The organism is Chamaesiphon sp. OTE_75_metabat_556 (genome assembly GCF_031378165.1).
Taxonomy (GTDB): Bacteria; Cyanobacteriota; Cyanobacteriia; order Cyanobacteriales; family Chamaesiphonaceae; genus Chamaesiphon.
The window spans coordinates 1-18774 of record NZ_JANNDR010000054.1 but is presented as its reverse complement, the minus strand read 5'-3'; the positions used below and the strand labels follow the sequence as shown (position 1 = coordinate 18774).

Sequence of the window (18774 nt, the reverse complement as noted above, 5' to 3'; positions counted from 1 at the left end):
GCTTTAGAAGGGAGATGATTCCAAAATTTTCCATAATGTATCGACAACTTTATTGCCCCAAATTACCGATAGCGTTCCACACAAAGTAATAAACACTACCGAAATTGCGATCTGAATGGGTGCGATCCCTGGCGTGAAATAAGTAAAGTATAAGTAGGCGATCGTGACGAATATCAGTCCAAGTGCGGCACCTTTGAGAAACTGGATCGCAATCTTCGTTAGAGGAGCAAGTTTTGACTCAGGATAGTTAGATTTCATATTAAAACTCTCTAATACTTGCCACTAATTATACTCTTAGTTCACTTTTGGATTCGATCTCAATTGTCGATCGGTTGCGATTCGATACCCTTCTAAATTACGCGATCGCAAACTCCTTCGGATTTCGATCGCGGCGATGATTGAAGGGAATTGACGTACCTTATCCATAAATTCGCCTCGATCTATCGTGTCGCAAACTCCTTCGGATTTTGGTCGCGGCGATGATTAAATGGAATGGGTACACCTTGAGCCTCACCGACTAGTGCCGCAGTTGCTTCCAAAGCTGCTCTGAGCCGCTTGGCGGCATAAATCGACATATCGCGGGGGACATTGATCCGATCGCGGATATAGCGCAAAGCCGCATCCGATCCTGACGGTGGTATACAACCGCCTTCAGTCATCATATTTGTCAGCGCACAGCGCAAGGCTTCGTCTACCAATCGATCGGCGGCCGGATTGACGCGAATTAGATTAGCATGATGCTTGACTGTGCGGTAGAGAGCTTCAGCTCGTGCAGATTCCGGCTCAGGAAACATCACATCTGGCAAGCCATTCCAATCGCCATTATCCACTCGCGCTTTATTGATTAGCATCTGGGGTGCGCCGTTTTCCCAGCAGCCGCCCATTTGGGGTGGCAAATCGTGGACGTGAGTATGAAAATCGCTTTGAGTCCCGCGATAAGTTGCGCGGCTTTCCATCGCGTCAAACCAGGCTGCAAAACGCGGGTTTTCCTCGCGCAGGGAATAGCCTTTGTAATAGTACAAGCTGGCATTCATCCGCTCGACATAGGGCGTAAAAATGACATCAGCGGTGCTGAATTTATCTAAAAAGTAAGCTCCAGCAGTACTAGCCAAAGCCTTTTCCACCATTGCTACTACGCTGACAAACTGCTCGCGATTGTACTGTTCCTCACGCGCCGAATTGGCCGGACGACACAGCCAATTGCACCAAGCGCGAAACAGCAGTCGTTCCAACTGTCGCAGCGGAATAACTATAGAGTCAGTCATGCCATAAGCTAGACTACCAAAGGCTTGTTCTAATGCGATTAAAATATCATCGCTTTCGGTGATGATGCGTCCGTCTAGTTCTACGGCTGGGAGCATTCCCGATGGGACTTTCCGTTTGTACCAGCTCTCTTTTTCTCCATAGCAAAACATGGTAACTTTTTCGATCCGGTAGGGAATTTGTTTTTCTTCCAACCACAGCCAGATCTTTTGACAGTAGGGGCACCAGGCATGGTTGTCGCGGTAGAGGGTGACTCGCACATCAGCTTCGGGGTGTCCGAATAACCGCAAGCGCGCTTGCGCGTTGGTGACACCATTAATCGGATCGGCTGGCGTGAATTGGGACTCTGCCAGATCGGCTAGTTCTTGCCAGCTCAAGGGGTTCGTACTCATTTCGCGCGTTGCCAGTTAGTTATTCTGAGCTGTTGGGGACTGAATGGACATCCGATGTCGATCGACACTGCAACAGCTCTTTTCTAGGATAACAGCAAAAATCAGCTACATCGATCGGCGCGACTCGATCGAGCAGTAGCATTCAGGGTAGGGACGATTGATCGTCCCTACCCTGAATTTTAAATAATTTGATTGCTTCAAGGCACCAAAACTGTTGATCGTTTCATGACGCTTTGATAACTTGCTGAGGTAAGAGTGTTGAAGTTGCACTCACCGTTCGGGGCAAACTAGAGCCGAGGATCGATTGAGCCAGGAGCTGCCGATAGAGATCGCTCAGTTGGATGGCTACACCCGTCCAACTAAAGTTTTCCTGTACCCGCGTTGAGGCTTGGCGGCGGATTTTCCGCGCCCAGACTTCATCAGTCAAGATCCGACCGATCGCCCGAGCAAATTCACTCACATCTTGAGGCGTTACTAGTAAGCCAGTTTCCTCAGAAATAACCGTGAATTTCAACCCACCCACATTCGACGCGACGACGGGGGTACCACACGCCATTGCTTCGATCGCGACTAAGCCAAAAGGTTCGTAGTGGCTGGGAATCACACAGACATCCGCTGCCGTATAGTACAGTGCTAATCGATCGTGTCCGACCATTCCCACAAAATCAGTATTGGCAGCTAAATCTAACTCACTCACGATCTCCTCGATCCGCCGCCGTTCGGCACCATCTGCCTCTTGGGGATCGCTACCACCCACGATTAAGAGTTTTAAGTTCTGCGGATTGATTTCTTCACCTTGTGTTAGTTGTGTCCGTAGTTCCCCAGTCGCGCGGACAAGGGTTTCGATCCCTTTACGTTTGTCAAAACGGCCAACGTATAGAACGACTTTCTCTTTGGTACCGATGCCTAATTGTTTGCGGGCATCGGCTTTGGAGATCGGGCGAAACGTACTGACATCGGTACCGCAAGGAATGACGTCGATTTTACCAATCCGCGAGACTAGTGTTTCTAAGTCATCTAGTTCTTGCGGACTGGTAGCAACGACACAGTGAGCCTGTTCGAGAATTTGTTTTTCGACGGCTAATCGGGTCTGAGCGATCGCCGGAATATCACTCACTGACTGATATTTCACAGCACCAAGCGAATGGTAGGTATGGATCAGTTGGATATTTTGGCGGCGTTGGAGTTCCATCCCGACCCAACCAGACATCCAATAGTTGGTATGCGCCAAGGGATAATTCGTCCCTTCTTGTTGTTGGAATTTTTGCAGCGCATCGACGAAGGCGGGCATGTATTGAAACAGCTCGTCGCGGGGAATATAAGCCTCTGGCCCCGCCGTCAGTCGGATCGTCCGACAATGGGGTGCATGTTGGACGATCGTCGCATCGTAAGGGCTGCTCTTGCGAGTAAACATATCGACTTGCCAGCCGAGTTTGGCGAGGGCTTCACCAACTTGGCGGACGTAGACATTTTGACCGCCAGCGGCATCTTTACCAATTTCGGCGGCAGGATCGCCATGTTCGGAGATTAAGGCGATCGCTTGGCGAGTGGGAATCTTGCTGCGCGCGGCAGCAAATGGTTGGTGAGGTTGTGTTACGGGTGAATTATTGCTAATAGTTGTCGGGAATTTTCCGGTTGACATATCTGCACCTCGCTAAAGAATTGATATTTATCATCTGGGTTGGTGTGACACCGTAGCGGTCGCACCAACCTAAATTGTTACTACCTTGGCAATTGTTTTCTCACACTCGAACAAGTAACAGTCGATCGCTCAGTTGGCAATGAGTGGTGGCAAGCCCGCCACCACTCATTGCCACCACCCGCTGCTGTTGCCAGCGAGATCGACCTATTTGGCACTCACCAAATGCCCATTGCGGGCAAATTTTGCTTCCAAAATTTGTTGGTAAACGGCTTCATAACCAGCGGCCATTTGCTCGACGCCAAATCGCCGAGCAACGTACTCCCGACAGGCCGCTCTGGAGAGAGCGGGCACTTTGGCGACAGCCTCGATACATTCGGCCACAGTATTGCAGATATAACCGCTGACCCCGTCAGCCACGACTTCTGGTACCGAACCGAGATTCATCGCAATTACCGGGGTGCCTGCGGCCATCGATTCGATCATTACTAGTCCGAAAGGTTCGCGCCAAGTAATCGGAAATAAAGTCACAAACGCACGACCCATCAAATCGTTCTTCATCAAGTGATCCGCTTCACCCAAGAACTGAATCAACTCGCCGTCGATCTGCGGCTTAATCTGTTCTTCAAAGTACTGCACATCAAATGGATCGACCTTACCCGCCATTTTCAAGGGAATACCTGTAGCTTTGGCAATCTCGATCGCCAGATGCGGCCCTTTTTCTGGTGAGATTCTGCCTAAAAAAGCCATATAAGCAGGTTCATCCGCCACGGGAAAGAACTGGTGGGCACTGACGTTGATACTGTTATAGACAGTGGCAATGTGGTTGAGACCCAGTCTAGCCTCCCGTTGGGCATTGGAAATGCTCACGTAAGGCTGGGATTTGGCATGGGCAAACATTTTTTCATTGTCTGGGGTAAAAATGCCATGCAAGGTATGGACTGTTGGTGTCTGAGTCAACTTGCTATAAGGTAAGGCGACACAGCCCATGTGAGAGTGAATTAGATCGAATTCTCCGGATCGTTCGTAGACATTGGCGAGTTGGAGCATTTCATAAATGCTTGGCTCTTTGATGGATGCATCCAACCGCAATGCTTGCGGATGAATTGATTCTAATTTCGCAGACGTGATCGAATCTCCAGATGCAAATAGAGTGACCTCATGCCCTCTGGCAACCAACTCATCTGTCAATAGTCCGACGATCAATTCTATCCCCCCATATGTTGGTGGGGGTACTCTTTCCCATAAAGGTGCAATTTGAGCAATTTTCATTATTATTCTCCTGAAAGATTTGTGACTACTAGTGAATAGGAATTGTCAAACTAACCAGATCTATCAAGATTTAGAGATCGCTATTTCTGTAGTTAAAGACGGCCTATTCCGCGCTAGTAATTCACAAATAATGTCTTAAATAAGTCGATCTTAAAACATTCAAGGCGTTGCTGAGCAACAACCTCACACATTATCAGCAGGCCATTCGGCTTGCGTGTTTTTTTGTAAATATCTCTAAATCTTAGACGGTGGTTTTTAACTATTCCATTTATCTTAATAAAGTCTTTATGATTTGGCTGTTTCAACAATTCTCCTTACAATAGTGAAATCTGGTGTTTAAATCGATCCTATAATGTAGCTTGGACGACAAATATTTTTCAAATTTGGTATTCTTTGACTGACCGCAATTGACTTCAGATGCTCCTCCGTTTTTTGGTTCAAAGTATTATTTAATACACTAGAATCTCCCGATCTTCCTGGCACTCTCCGGCAGCGATCGACAGCAATTCAAACTGAATATTTACTGCTATAAATACCAGCATGACTGCACAATCGCGGCCGAGTTATGACAAATTATGCAGCTTTGTTGCTGTCTAAAATTTGCGCTGCAACAGTAAGTAAATCGACACCTATCTATACCTAATCACATGTCTCGCCGACAGCGGAACTACCAGAAGGATGATATTGGCAACTTGCAGCGGCATCGATCCAATCCGATCGCCAAAATCTCGATCTGATTTGTGAACTGGAGGCGATCTCCAGCACCGTCAACCAAAAAATCTCAATTCGCCCCTTGACACAAACCCAGCTACCTATGATATATTTGGAAGTGTTATAGCAGTGGGGTGTCGCCAAGTGGTAAGGCATCTGGTTTTGGTCCAGACATTCCGAGGTTCGAATCCTTGCACCCCAGTTAAAGTCACAGCCATAATAGCGCGGTCAGAGACGAGCATATCTCTCTTTGGCCGCTTGCTACGTTAGTCAAAGGAATAACAACTGTATGAATGCTGCGCGAATTCTCGCCCTCGATTTCGATGGGGTAATCTGCGATGGGATGGCAGAGTATTGGCAGACGGCATGGCGAACTTACACACAAGTGTGGCAACTAGATCGGTTGGAGCCATCGCCAGGTGTTGCTGAAAAATTTCGGGAGTTGCGTCCGCTGATTGAAGTCGGCTGGGAAATGCCTGTGTTAATTAGAGCATTAACTCTGGGTATTTCTACAGAGCGGATGCAGAGTTCGTGGCAGCGGATCCGCGATCGCATCTTGGCCGATGGTCGGCTCAGTGGCGTCAAAGTCAGTCAACAACTAGATTCAGTCCGGGATAGTTGGATTCAACAAGACCCAGGCAGTTGGTTGCGGTTGCATCAATTTTATCCAGGTGTTGTCGATCTGCTCAAAGATCTGCCCAACCGTAAAATTCAGCCAGTAATTATCACCACTAAAGAAAGTCGGTTTGTGACTCAATTGCTCGCAGAGCAAGGGGTCGAACTAGCTAGTGAATTTGTGTGGGGTAAAGAACTCAAACGGAGCAAGACAGACAGTCTCAAACAACTCCTCGATCGTGGTACCAAAAAGCCCCCGACAGTGTGGTTTGTCGAAGATCGACTCAGTACCCTTGCGAAAATAGCCACTCAACCAGAACTAGAGGCTGTCAAGCTGTATTTGGCAGAGTGGGGTTATAACACTGCAGCAGAGCGGGAAGCGGCACTTGGTCAGTCGCGGATTCAGACCCTCTCGCTGGCAGATCTAGGTACACTTGGCGGTACGACTAAAAAAGCTGTTGCTAGCAAAAGCGATACTGCCGATCTAGTGTCTTAGAGTAAGCTGTTTTACATCTAATTTTTTTGACTAAACCGCTTACTAGAAGAGGTCTAGAGCGCAAATAGTGCGATCTAAATGTTCGACAGCTTAGTACCAAATTTAAAAGCGATCCTGCTGTAATGAGGATCGCCCCCATCTAAATCGCGTCTCGATTTGCGAGGCGCAAGCCCCTTTATTTATTGCTAAACCACTTGTCATAGATTTCTTGATATTTACCATTTTCTTGCAGCGATAAGAGCGTGTTATTGATTGGTTTGCGATCGGGACTGCCGTTTGGTAAGGCGATCGCGTAGCTCTCTTTCCTGAAAATATTGCCAACTACTTGAACTTTCCCTTGACCATCGTCAGCGGCATCATAGAGCAAAATTGGCGCATCAAACACGACGGCATCTAGCTCGCGATCGTTTAGTGCAGTGTAAGCTTCATCGATTTGTTGGTTGAATTCGGATTTAATATCTAGTTCTTGCGCGATATTCTGCCATAGTTTCATTGGCTTGCGGGTAACTTAACACTAAAGATCGTGTTACTGTCTTTGAAGATCCGATCAATTTTGACATTTTATTGATAATTTAGAGTTTGAACCAGACAAAATTTCAATTATGAGTAGTATGTCAACAGCCGCACCCGCAAAGTCTCTTTACGAACGTCTCGGTGGCGTGTATGCGATCGCCACAGTTGTCGATGATTTTATCGATCGGATTATGGTCGATCCGCGACTCAATTCCAATCCTCTCGTCGATGAGGCGCACCATCGCGTCTCTCCGGCTGGGTTCAAATACTTGGTGACGGAAATGTCTTGCTGGGCGACTGGTGGCCCTCAACAGTATAGCGGTCGATCGATGCATGAGTCCCATGCTCATCTCCAGATAACTGCCCCAGAGTGGGCGGCTTTCATGGAAGATCTCGATGCTACTTTCGATAAATTCAGTGTGCCCCAACCCGAACGCCAGGAATTTATTGCGATTATTGAAAGTACTAAACCAGATATCGTGTTGCCAGTAACTACCTAGTTTTATCGACTCAAGATCGGGACAGGAGATAATCGATCGATTGTCCCCGATCTGGAGATCCCTAGACTCGATCGATCTCAAATGTCGCAAAGATTGCTTGGGCAACGCGATCGCAGACGCCAGAATCTCCCAAAGCCTGACGCATTTGCTGGTAATCAGCTAACATGCGATCGCGTCGTTCGGGATTGAGAATTAGATCGAGACTTTCATTGGCAATGCGATCGGGATGAGCATCATCCTGTATTAATTCTGGCACGATCGCTTTCATTTCGACCAAATTAGCTGGTGAGATGTAGGGAATCGCAAACTTGAATAGATGTTTGGCAATCCAAGCAGTTACCCGACTGACTCGATAGATCGCCACTTGTGGAATATTGAGGAGTGCTAATTCTAAACTCACCGTTCCGCATTTTGTAATTGCTAAATCAGCAGCACAGAGGACGAGATCGGCAGTTTGAGTTACTAAGGTCGCATTAATTTGAGCCGATCGAATCGCACTTTCAATTTCTACTTGAAATTCCGCGCGCGAGAGTGGAATCCAAAATCGCACGTTGGGTAATTGAGCCTGGATTTGTTGCGCGGCTCCAAAGATGGCTGGTAACAGATATTTAAGTTCTTGTTTGCGGGAAGCTGGAATCAAGGCTACCGCAATTTCATCGTCAGTAATCCCTAACTTTTCCCGCGCCACTTCTCGACTAGCTAAAGTGGCAACTCGATCGATTAATGGGTGCCCGACGAACTCAACTTTGGCACCTCGATCTCTAAAGTAGCTGGCTTCTCCAGGAAAAATTGCCAAGATTCGATCGGTAAATCTGACAATTTTATCGGTCTTGTTGGTACCGATCGACCAGACCCATTCCTGGGGCGCAATATAGTAAAAAATCGGGACGTTAGGTAACTGAGTATGGGCAAAATCACCAATATCGACATTGGCAACTATGTAGTCAATTAAGATAATGACATCCGGTGTCGTGGTTTTTAAATACTGTTTGGCAATACTTTTAACTTTCAGTGACGGCTGAATATAGGCTAATGCTTCCCACATCCCCATCGAACCGATGCCAGTGGTCTCAGCGAGGATTTCGGCACCAGCGGCGGCCATTTTACTGCCACCGAGTGCCACAATCTTCAGGTCAATGCCCGATTTTTGAGCTAGTTTTTGGAGTGCGGTAACGAGTAATGCGCCTTGAAGATCGCCAGATACTTCTCCGGTACTGATGAAGATGGTTTTCAATGGCAGTTGATAGTTGATAGTTGATAGTTGATAAAAATCTCGCCTTATCAAGGCTAAAATTTGGTGAAGATGGCTTGAGCGACGCGATCGCAGACGCCCGGATCGCCTAAAGCCGATCGCATCTGAGCATAATCAGCTAACATGCGATCGCGGCGTTCGGGATTGAGAATTAGTTCGAGACTTTCGCTGGCAATTCGATCGGGGGTCGCTTCATCCTGCAATAACTCTGGCACGATCGGCTTCATTTCGACGAGATTAGTCGGCGACATGTAGGGAATCGAGAATTTGACGACATTTTTGGCAATCCAAGCTGTTACTTTGCTGACGCGATAAACTACGACTTGGGGAATATTCAGGAGGGCTAATTCTAAACTGACTGTGCCGCATTTTGTAATTGCTAAATCCACTGCTGACAGTACGAGGTCGGCATTTTCAGTTACTAAAGTAGCATTGATTTGATATGCTTTAATTTGACTTTCGATCTCGGCGACAAAATCTGGGCGAGCTAGCGGAATCCAGAATCGGACATGAGGTATTTGAGTCTGAATTTGACGCGCGGCTTCAAAAATCGCGGGCAGAATATATGTTAATTCTTGCTGGCGCGAAGCGGGAATCAAGGCTACAGCTATTTCTGCATCGCTAATTGCCAACTTGGCGCGAGCAGTTTCTCGGCTGGCGAGAGTTGCGACTCGATCGACTAAAGGATGTCCGACAAAGGTTGCTTTGGCACCTTGTTCGGTAAAATAGCGGGCTTCGATCGGGAACACTGCAAAGATTTCATTGATGAAACTAACAATTAATTTAGCTCTTTTATGCTTTCTCGGCCAGACCCAATCTTGAGGGGCAATGTAGAACACGATCGGCAGATTTGGAAATAAATCTCTGGCATATTTACCGATACTGATGTTGGGATCGACATAATCGATGAGCACGATCGCATCTGGCGGCGTGGTTTTTAAATACTGTTTGGCTAAATTTCGCGCTTGTAAGGATGGTCGTAGATAGGCTCTAGCTTCCCAAACACCGATCGAACTGATAAAAGTAGTATCTGCCAGGATTTTCGCTCCAGCGGCGGCCATTTTACTGCCACCGAGAGCAACAATATTCAGGTCGATGTCCGATTTTTCAGCCAGTCGTTTGAGTGCTGTCACGAGCAAGGCACCCTGAAGATCGCCAGATACGTCTCCAGTGCTAATGAAGATGGTTTTGGGTGAAGTCACTGAATAGTGGATAGTGGATAGTGAATAGTGGACAGTGAAAAATACGTGGATAATTAGACGAAAAAGTAAAAGTTAAAATAATAGTTTGCAACAATCGAATCATAATTTAAAAACTACTATTCACTATTCACTATCCACTATCCACTCAATTTAGTCGCTTTTATTATCAACCGACTTCCCAGGAATGGGGCCGCGCCGGTTGTTATCCTTTTTACCATCGATCGATAATCTCAAGAATCTTTGCAGGTGTTGAACGCTCTCATAATTGGGGAATAGATCCAGATCGTCTAGAGCTTGATTGAGGGTTTTGTGAGAATAGTAGACCGTCCGAAAGGCTTTTTTGAGAATTGCCATTTCTTCAGCAGCGTAGCCAGCGCGTTCCAAACCGACAAAATTGAGCGCGCGCACCCGTGCGGGAGTCCCCTCGACGATCGTAAATGGGGGGACGTCGCGCTGAATCCTAGTCATGCCGCCGATCATCGATAATCTACCGACGCGGACGAATTGGTGGATGCCGAGGACGCCACTAATTACGGCTTCGGATTCGACATAGACATCACCAGCTAACGAGGTTGCATTGGCAATTTTGACATTATCTTCGATCGTGCAATTGTGAGCGACATGGACGTAGGCCATCAACAGATTGCGATCGCCGATTGTCGTCGCCTCGCCGATACCAGTTGCCCGATTGATCGTCACATATTCACGAATCCGATTGTAGTCGCCAATTTTGACCCAGGTTTCGCCGCCTTTATATTTTAAATCTTGACTCTCTAAACCGATCGCTGCCCCTGGAAAAATTTGATTGCCAACGCCAATAATCGTCGGCCCCTCAATGATGGCATGGGCACCAACTGTCGTCCCCGCACCGATCTTGACGTTTTCACCAATAATCGCATAGGGGCCGATCTGCACAGTTGGATCGAGTTCCGCGCTGGGATGCACCACAGCGGTAGGATGAATTCGGGTCATTAACATTGCTACTCCAGCCATCTTGTCATTTTCCTGCCATTTGGTAATCGGTGATGCAGATGCTTTTCACGCTTGCTCGCTTCACAGTTGCGAACCCAATCTACCGAACTGACTAGGTGAGGGTGGATGCTCAGGCCATTTCCATTGAGTCACGATCGAACGATGTGGGGCTGTTACTGTCTGCGGTGGCGATGGCACAAGCTGAGCGATGATTGGGGTGTGGAAGTTCGTTAGTCTCTTGATAGTGGACTAATTCCTTACTTATTATTCCCCGATCGAAGGTTGCTTGCACTGTTAGCTACTGCGGATCGTCGATTGCCAACATTTCAATTACACTTCTACTAGAGCAAACGTAAGATCTCCAGCAGCAGCCAGTTGACCATTGACTTCGGCGCGAGCGTGCATCTTGGCAATTCGACGACGTTTAAACGCTTGGAGTTCCACTGTCATGATTAACTGATCGCCAGGAACTACTGGCTGTCGAAACTTGACACCATCAATTCCGGCGAATACAAATAAACCGCCATTATATTCAGGGAGTTGCGTCAGGACGATCCCGCCGACTTGCGCCATGGCTTCGACGATCATCACGCCTGGCATCAGCGGATGTCCAGGAAAATGTCCCTGGAAAAACTGTTCGTTGAAAGTGACATTTTTTAAGCCAACGGCCTTTTCACCCGGTACGAAGTCGATAATCTTATCCACTAGGGCAAAGGGATAGCGGTGGGGTAAGAGCTGATGGATTTCTTGAATATTAAAAGTGGTTTTGATCGGTTCGGCAGGAGTAGGACGTACTGGCTCATCCATAGAGACAGTGGCATCTTGAGATCGATCGAGGGTAGTGGACATTAGACCTATTAGTTATATTGTTTGGTTTTTCATGAGAGTGTCAATGTTCTAATATCCCATTTCATGGAGCCTTTGTGCCAATTGAATGTGTAAGTGGTGACTGGCCTTGTATGCTACAAAATGAGCTTGGGGAAATTTGCCAAGCAAACTGAGATCGCCGATTAAGTCTAATAGTTTATGACGGGATGGCTCATTTAGGAATCGCAATGGGGGATTTAGCCACTGACGATCGTCGCAAACGAGCGCATTCTCTAAGCTACCACCTTTAATTAATCCGGCCGATCGTAATTGTTCGATCTGGTGTGCCAGTCCAAAGGTACGCGCGGGCGCAATTTCGGTCGTAAAATCCTCGCGGTCTGGTTGCCAACTATGCCACTGATTGCCAATTGGTGCGACATCAAAGTCGATCCCATAGGTAAATCGCAGTACTGGCGACGGCAAAGCGGCAATGAATAGATCGCCTTGCTGAATCCAGACTGGGGTCTCGAACGGCTTGCCGTCTGCGACAGCAATCGATCCAGATGCCACTAGATGATGTGGGGTTGGCTCGATGCCAGATCGCAAGATTTCAGCTACCCAAACTTGTGCCGAGCCATCTAGCAGCGGTAATTCTGCGGCATCGACTTCGATCCGGGCATCATCAATGCCCAGTGCCACTAGCGCAGCCAGGAGATGTTCTACCGTCCTCACTGATGCACCATTGGCCGTCAGCTCGGTGGAGAGCGTCGTTTGACTCACATTGGCAATCTGCGCTGGAATCTGGGGCGCATCCGGCAAATCTACCCGCACGAAGTAACGTCCGCAACCTGGCTCTGTCGGCAAGATGCGGACGGTGGTAGTGACCCCAGAATGCAGTCCAATGCCCTGGAATTCACAAATATTTGAAACAGTAGGCATGACACCGGAGGTTAAAAGTATCGAAATCGCAGTCGCTGTGCTAACAGAAATGCTCCGCTAGCGGTGTTAATTATGACATGATCGCTCCGGTTTGAATACTCATCAGTGGGAATAATGGCTAATTTTTCTAACTTGTCTAATCTAGACATTCGCAATTTTAGCTCGTTAGACCTACGCGCCATCGAGATCTCTAAAATTTAAGTTAGTGCTAAAACTTGCAGACGGGCGGGGTCGCGATCGCGTCTAAATCGATACCGCGATCAATTAAATGGCCGACCGGCGCAATTCAACTGCGATCTGCCAATCCGATCCAAATTCGACTGCTAAATCGACCTAAATTCGATCGCTAAACGATCGATCTTTGCGACTTTGTGCTGAATATTTTTGTTGAATAAATGTATATCGATATACATCTATTGTCGATCGAAATAGTTAATAATTTTTCATGTGAATCGATCGATATAGCCGCTATTTCAATCTATGCATAATCATGCCTAAAACATTATTCCATGTAGACCTGACCAAACCAATGGATAAACAGGACATGCCGGGACACAACCGCTGGCATCCCGATATCCCCGCCGTCGCCTCCGTCAATCCCGGGGACATCTTTCGGATCGAGTGCAAAGACTGGACGGATGGGCAGATCAAAAATAACGACAGCCCCGACGATATCCGCGATGTCGATCTGAGCGTCGTCCATGTGTTGAGCGGCCCGATTTGGGTCAATGGTGCCGAACCAGGCGATATTCTCGTGGTCGATATCTTGGATATCGGCGCATTACAGGGCGACGAATGGGGCTTTACTGGCATCTTCGACAAAAATAATGGTGGTGGCTTCCTCACCGATCATTATCCCAATGCCGCGAAAGCAATTTGGGACTTAGAAGGGATTTATACCAAATCTCGCCATATTCCTGGCGTGAGGTTTGCGGGCATCACTCACCCTGGGCTGATTGGGTGTGCGCCTTCTCACGAGCTGCTGGCGACCTGGAATCAGCGGGAATCGGAATTGATGGCCACTCAACCCGACCGGCGTACTTATGGAGCGGGATTTGCGGGGGATGTACCAGTACTAGCGACATTACCCAATCCGACGAATGCGATTTTGGGTACCTTACCTAGGGCAGAATTCGATCGAGTCGCCGCCGAAGCCGCCCGCACCGTGCCACCCCGCGAACATGGTGGCAATTGTGATATCAAAAATCTCTCCAGGGGTACTAAGATTTATTTCCCCGTCTACGTCGAAGGTGCCAAATTATCGATGGGCGACATCCATTTTTCCCAGGGTGACGGGGAAATTTCCTTCTGTGGCGCGATCGAAATGTCTGGTTTTATCGACCTCCACGTCGAGATTATCAAAGGTGGGGTCGAAAAATATGCGATGGTCAATCCCATCTTCAAACCCGGCCCCGTTGAACCCCACTATTCGGAATACCTAATTTTTGAAGGCATTTCTGTCGATGAATTTACTGGCAAACAATACTTTATGGACGTCCATATCGCCTATCGTCGCGCTTGCCTCAATGCGATCGAGTATCTCAAAAAATTTGGATTTACTGGCGAACAAGCCTATCTCCTGCTCAGTTGTGCCCCCGTCGAAGGCCGAGTCAGCGGTATCGTCGATGTCCCCAACGCCTGTTGTACCGTAGCCATTCCTACTGCAATTTTCGACAAGAATATCTTGCCTGTTTGATTGATTTAGCACTCTCAACTTGAGTTAGTAATTAGCTCAAACATAAGTGGTGGGCAGTGCCCACCCTACTTTTCTAAATTGATAATTATCAATTATCAATTATTAATTATTAATTATTAATTAAACCTATGCCTCTATATGAATTTCGTTGTAACGACTGCGGCATCTTTGATGAATGGCGCATGATGACAGAAAGTAGCAATCCAGCCCATTGTCCACAGTGTCAAGCTGCAGCCAAGCGGATCTTTTCCAATGTGGGGATTCAACTAAATGGTGCGCTCAGACTGAGTAAAACCGCAAATCACGAACCGCAACTAGTTACTAAATCAGATCGCGATCGCGATCGAAGCCCTAGAGCCAAAAGTCATGGCGGTCGTCCGTGGATGATTAATCATTAATTAGCCACATTCAAAATTGCAGTTGACAGTTTAGGGGCGTTGTTACTCTTGCTCGTAGCAATTCGCACCTAAACGCGATCGCTAATTATCTTTACCGAAGGGAGACTCTTCTTTCGTGAAAGTAATTTTGGGGAGTTTAGATTGACCGGATTGAAAATTGCCCTTGCCTCTTCTGGCAACTTCTAAATCTTGGGTGGTTGCCACCAGGATTAACAACCGCTGCCACCACCAATAATAAAAGGGTGGAATTACAAAATTACCAGTTGCTAATTCCCATAGCTCTAGAGCTTGTTTCTGCGGTGATGGCGAGACATCAGGAATCGCTGGTAGCTTGAATAACGCGATCGCCCTTTCCTTGAGCTGTTTTTGAATATGTATGGTGCCTTGTCGGAGGCAGTCCGTACACACATCGCCCACGATTTCGCCATGCTGATGCCGCAATAAAACTCGCGTTCTACTACCATAAAATGGGTGCTGGCAAGCGACACATCGCAATCGATGAGGATAGACTTTGAGGTTGCGTTCTAGTTGAATTTTCATATTGACTGGTTTTTGTCAACTTCCGATACAAATTTGGTAGATAAGATAAGAATTGCCGCACTTTTCGATCAGGATAACTGATACTGTTGCTACAGTTTCAAGATTTTTGCAATTCTCAACGATCGAGGCTGATTATCAATCATCTGGAATCGATGCCAAACTTTACGACTGGATCGCTGGCTGAAGGTTTACAGATCCCATCTGCCATCCCAGCGATAGGTTTGAAAAACGCTATGGAGCATCTATATCTAGTTATACCCACATTGAACTAGAAATATATCTTTAAAATGGACATAATGGCTAATCCCAACTCAGCAGATGTGAGATCTTTCGATATTCTCCATCCTGTTTTGGGGTGGTTCAATTTTATTTGATGGCGATCGGGTCTAAAATTTAGATCGTAGCTCCCATATCTATCGAGCAGTTTAGCAATGAAGTTAGTCTCCGATCCGTCGATCGAACGCAAGATTGCCAAAATGCATGAAAGAATGCGCTGGAATCACCCCTTGTTCGGGCAACTGGGGATCGATCGGACGCAACTGGTACTAGATGATGGTCACGATCCAGCGCAAGGATTTACATTCTGCGTGCTGGGAGACAGCGGTAATGGCCTGCATCGGCATGATAGTCCTCAACGTCGCGTATCAGAACTAATGATGCAAATGACACCCTCAGCCCAGTTTATCTTGCATACGGGTGACGTTGTCTATTTAGTCGGATCGAGCGAACAGTATCCAGAGAATTTTATTCGACCCTATCGAGAATTACTAGTTGGTGGCGATCGCCACCCAGAGCAAATTTGTTATGACTCAATGGTCTTCAATCGCCCATTTTTGCCCGTCCTGGGCAATCATGACTACTACGATCTCCCACTCGCCTACGGTGTCCTGTCCCAGTTATTGCGTCCGCTGCGTCAAGCTTTTCGTGATCAAATCGATTTGGATGTAGGCTGGCATGGCTCTTACCAGGGAGATGCATATGCTAGAGCCTTCTTGGATTATCTCAAAGATATTCCCGAATCAGCACTCCAGCAGCATCTGGAGCGGCACTATACCGCCCAGACTTCTACCGGCAAAGGATTGCATTATCAACCTGGGCAGTTTACCCGTCTCCCCAACCGCTATTATCGGTTTCGCTATGGGGGGATCGACTTTTTTGCCCTGGATTCCAACACTTTTAATGCACCACTCCCGATCGAATCGAGTGAGCGCGGGGATCGGCACCGCCAGTCGCTACTTGAGGATCTCGATCGATTGCAAGCAGAACGAAACAAGCAGATGCATATCGTCCAAAATTCAGACCCCAATCGAGCGGCACAGCCGACCCCAGCAGCACCAGAACTCCTCGACGAGTTGCTCGGCAAGATCGAACACATCGAAGAATCAATCCGCGATCTAGAAAAGCAGCTAGATCCCAACACCATTAACGAGCAGATCGATTTCGAGCAATTGGAGTGGCTAGAGCGAGGATTGGTAGCATCTTGGCAAGACAAAACCGTACGAGGCCGGATGATTTATTTTCATCATCCTCCCTACGTCACGGAAGCGACCAAATGGCACCAAGGTCAGACCTTAGCAGTTCGACATTATTTACGTGAGGTATTCGATCGAGTGGAGCTACAGGTCAAGCAGCTCATCGACAACCGTCCCTTAGTCGATCTCGTGCTGTCCGGTCACGCCCATTGCTTTGAATATCTCGAAACCCTAGCAACTGGTCATGCAGATCGCGGCATCAAATGGGTCGTCTGTGGCGGGAGCGGCTTTAGCCTCCGCCGCCAACGAACGGAGGGAAACATCCTTCAAGAACGGATCGATGGCCGGTTGCAGGATGTCGCTGTATCTCATCAATTTATCGGTAAGACTGGACAAGGTGCGAATAAGCAACATCCCTATTCATTTTTGCAAGTTGATGTCTTACCCGGACAGGCTTTGCAATTTAGGCTTAAGCCCCAAGTCGCGGAATATCATCAGCTTCGCTGGAAATCCTACACGAGCGCGCTCGATGTTTGATCGATGTGAAAATCTGCTAATTCGGCTCTAGCATCGTTGGGGATGCAACATCCACTATCTCGATTGCCAAATGAATTTGGCTATAATAAAGTCCTAGCAATATCTCCAACTACATAATTAGTTCAGGGATCTCCATTGATATTTTAAAAACACTCAGATAATTCCTTACTCTAGCGATCGATATGACAAGTACTTTCCTCGCACGTCTCCACAGTCCCGAACGTCCCGTCATCGTCTTCGATGGGGCGATGGGTACCAATCTCCAAGTCCAAAACCTGACCGCAGCAGACTTTGGTGGGGCTGAGTATGAAGGCTGTAATGAATATCTCGTCCATACGAAACCCGAAGCAGTAGCCATCGTACATCGGGATTTCTTAGCGGCTGGTGCGGATGTAATTGAGACGGATACCTTTGGTGGTACCTATCAAACGCTGGCGGAATATGGGTTGGAAGATAAAGTATATTATCTCAATAAGACTGCTGCTGAACTGGCGAAAAAATGTACGGCAGAATTTTCGACACCTGAGAAGCCGAGATTTGTGGCGGGTTCGATCGGCCCTGGTACTAAATTACCTTCGATCGGACATATTAGTTATGAAGAGCTAGAGCAAGCATACACCGAACAGGCTACGGGCTTGTATGACGGTGGTGTGGATCTATTTTTGATTGAGACTTGTATGGATGTGCTGCAAATTAAAGCAGCAATCAATGGATTGGAGGTGGTTTTTAAAAATAAAGGAGCCAGACTCCCGATTATGGTGTCGGCGACGTTTGAAAATCCTCAAGCAACAATGTTGTCGGGTAGTGATGTGGCAACATTATTGACGGCATTGCAGCCATTCCCGATCGATATTTTAGGCTTAAATTGTGCGACAGGGCCAGATTTGATGGCTCCCCATATTAAGCACCTGTGCGAACAATCGCCATTTGTGGTTTCTTGCGTCCCAAATGCCGGATTACCAGAAAATATTGGCGGACATGCTCATTACAAATTAACACCTGTCGAACTTAAACTAGCAATGTATAAGTTCGTCGAAGATTGGGGTGTACAAGTAATTGGGGGTTGCTGTGGTACGCGCCCAGATCATATCAAAGCTTTGGCTGAAATCGGTTCGACACTCCAGGTAAAAGAACGGACTCCAGTATTTGAACCAGCGGCATCTTCGTTGATGTCAATTCAGCCTTATCATCAGGATAATTCGTTCCTAATTATTGGTGAACGCTTGAATGCCAGTGGCTCGAAAAAATGTCGCGATTTATTAAATGAAGAGAATTGGGATGGTTTAGTTTCACTCGCTAAATCTCAGGTTAAAGAAGGTGCCCACATTCTCGATGTCAACGTCGATTATGTTGGACGCGATGGTGTCAAGGATATGCACGAGGTGGTTTCTCGTGTTGTTAATAATGTCAGTTTACCGCTAATGTTGGATTCCACAGAGTGGGAGAAAATGGAAGCTGGATTGAAAGTTGCAGGGGGTAAATGTTTACTCAACTCAACTAACTATGAAGATGGCGAAGAACGCTTCTATAAAGTATTGGAAATTGCCAAGAAATATGG

17 protein-coding genes and 1 tRNA gene are annotated in these 18774 nt (G+C 47.3%); 7 read left to right on the top strand and 11 right to left on the bottom strand.

Going from position 1 to position 18774, the window contains the following annotated elements; translation table 11 throughout:
- Nucleotides 1-3 precede the first annotated feature (3 nt).
- The 4 genes from RMO27_RS02795 to RMO27_RS02780 all read right to left on the bottom strand — a co-directional run bounded on the left by RMO27_RS02795 (nucleotide 4) and on the right by RMO27_RS02780 (nucleotide 4566).
- Nucleotides 4-258, bottom strand: a complete 255-nt coding sequence (locus RMO27_RS02795) for a hypothetical protein (RefSeq protein WP_309728860.1) — start codon at nucleotides 256-258, stop codon at nucleotides 4-6.
- 182 nt (nucleotides 259-440) lie between these two features.
- Nucleotides 441-1655 carry a glutathione S-transferase family protein gene (locus RMO27_RS02790; RefSeq protein WP_309728858.1) on the bottom strand — a complete coding sequence of 405 codons (1215 nt, stop codon included), beginning with the start codon at nucleotides 1653-1655 and terminating at the stop codon, nucleotides 441-443.
- Between the two features lie 223 nt (nucleotides 1656-1878).
- Nucleotides 1879-3297, bottom strand: coding sequence for a glycosyltransferase family 1 protein (locus RMO27_RS02785; RefSeq protein WP_309728856.1), 1419 nt, complete (start codon nucleotides 3295-3297; stop codon nucleotides 1879-1881).
- Nucleotides 3298-3501: 204 nt separating this feature from the next.
- Nucleotides 3502-4566: a glycosyltransferase family 4 protein gene (locus RMO27_RS02780; protein WP_309728854.1), complete on the bottom strand. Its 1065-nt coding sequence runs from the start codon at nucleotides 4564-4566 to the stop codon at nucleotides 3502-3504.
- 841 nt (nucleotides 4567-5407) lie between these two features.
- On the opposite strand from RMO27_RS02780, the gene RMO27_RS02775 reads away from it, so the two are divergent.
- A tRNA-Gln gene (locus RMO27_RS02775) sits at nucleotides 5408-5479 on the top strand.
- A gap of 87 nt (nucleotides 5480-5566) precedes the next feature.
- A complete protein-coding gene (locus tag RMO27_RS02770) occupies nucleotides 5567-6388 on the top strand; it encodes an HAD family hydrolase (protein ID WP_309728852.1) in 822 nt (273 codons plus the stop codon).
- A gap of 175 nt (nucleotides 6389-6563) precedes the next feature.
- Here the strand turns inward: RMO27_RS02770 and RMO27_RS02765 are convergent, their stop codons facing one another.
- Nucleotides 6564-6881 carry a transporter substrate-binding domain-containing protein gene (locus RMO27_RS02765; protein ID WP_309728849.1) on the bottom strand — a complete coding sequence of 106 codons (318 nt, stop codon included), beginning with the start codon at nucleotides 6879-6881 and terminating at the stop codon, nucleotides 6564-6566.
- Between the two features lie 109 nt (nucleotides 6882-6990).
- Here RMO27_RS02765 and RMO27_RS02760 point away from each other — a divergent pair, with 109 nt between their 5' ends.
- On the top strand, nucleotides 6991-7401 hold the full coding sequence (locus RMO27_RS02760; protein WP_309728847.1) for a group 1 truncated hemoglobin: 411 nt from the start codon (nucleotides 6991-6993) through the stop codon (nucleotides 7399-7401).
- A 61-nt stretch (nucleotides 7402-7462) separates the two neighbouring features.
- On the opposite strand, the gene lpxB (RMO27_RS02755) is transcribed toward RMO27_RS02760, so the two are convergent.
- From lpxB (RMO27_RS02755) to lpxC, 5 genes are all read right to left on the bottom strand, one after another.
- Complete coding sequence (lpxB, locus tag RMO27_RS02755; RefSeq protein ID WP_309728845.1) at nucleotides 7463-8635, bottom strand: lipid-A-disaccharide synthase; 1173 nt, start codon at nucleotides 8633-8635, stop codon at nucleotides 7463-7465.
- Between the two features lie 53 nt (nucleotides 8636-8688).
- Nucleotides 8689-9855, bottom strand: coding sequence for a lipid-A-disaccharide synthase (gene lpxB / locus RMO27_RS02750; RefSeq protein ID WP_309728843.1), 1167 nt, complete (start codon nucleotides 9853-9855; stop codon nucleotides 8689-8691).
- Between the two features lie 150 nt (nucleotides 9856-10005).
- Nucleotides 10006-10848, bottom strand: coding sequence for an acyl-ACP--UDP-N-acetylglucosamine O-acyltransferase (lpxA, locus tag RMO27_RS02745; RefSeq protein WP_396133603.1), 843 nt, complete (start codon nucleotides 10846-10848; stop codon nucleotides 10006-10008).
- A gap of 309 nt (nucleotides 10849-11157) precedes the next feature.
- Nucleotides 11158-11676 (bottom strand): 3-hydroxyacyl-ACP dehydratase FabZ, encoded by a 519-nt coding sequence (gene fabZ / locus RMO27_RS02740; RefSeq protein WP_396133602.1) that lies wholly within the window; start codon nucleotides 11674-11676, stop codon nucleotides 11158-11160.
- 48 nt (nucleotides 11677-11724) lie between these two features.
- The gene (lpxC, locus tag RMO27_RS02735) at nucleotides 11725-12573 is read right to left on the bottom strand and encodes a UDP-3-O-acyl-N-acetylglucosamine deacetylase (RefSeq protein ID WP_309728841.1); all 849 of its coding nucleotides are present in this window, start codon (nucleotides 12571-12573) and stop codon (nucleotides 11725-11727) included.
- Between the two features lie 490 nt (nucleotides 12574-13063).
- On the opposite strand from lpxC, the gene fmdA reads away from it, so the two are divergent.
- Both fmdA and RMO27_RS02725 read left to right on the top strand, forming a co-directional pair.
- The gene (gene fmdA, locus RMO27_RS02730; RefSeq protein WP_309728838.1) at nucleotides 13064-14269 is read left to right on the top strand and encodes a formamidase; all 1206 of its coding nucleotides are present in this window, start codon (nucleotides 13064-13066) and stop codon (nucleotides 14267-14269) included.
- Between the two features lie 128 nt (nucleotides 14270-14397).
- The gene (locus RMO27_RS02725; protein WP_309728836.1) at nucleotides 14398-14667 is read left to right on the top strand and encodes a zinc ribbon domain-containing protein; all 270 of its coding nucleotides are present in this window, start codon (nucleotides 14398-14400) and stop codon (nucleotides 14665-14667) included.
- A gap of 81 nt (nucleotides 14668-14748) precedes the next feature.
- On the opposite strand, the gene RMO27_RS02720 is transcribed toward RMO27_RS02725, so the two are convergent.
- Nucleotides 14749-15207, bottom strand: coding sequence for a hypothetical protein (locus tag RMO27_RS02720; RefSeq protein WP_309728833.1), 459 nt, complete (start codon nucleotides 15205-15207; stop codon nucleotides 14749-14751).
- A gap of 431 nt (nucleotides 15208-15638) precedes the next feature.
- Here RMO27_RS02720 and RMO27_RS02715 point away from each other — a divergent pair, with 431 nt between their 5' ends.
- Together RMO27_RS02715 and RMO27_RS02710 are read left to right on the top strand one after the other, a co-directional pair.
- On the top strand, nucleotides 15639-17216 hold the full coding sequence (locus RMO27_RS02715) for a metallophosphoesterase (protein WP_309728831.1): 1578 nt from the start codon (nucleotides 15639-15641) through the stop codon (nucleotides 17214-17216).
- Nucleotides 17217-17398: 182 nt separating this feature from the next.
- Nucleotides 17399-18774: homocysteine S-methyltransferase family protein (locus RMO27_RS02710; RefSeq protein WP_309728829.1), on the top strand; the 1376-nt coding region annotated here is incomplete at its 3' end.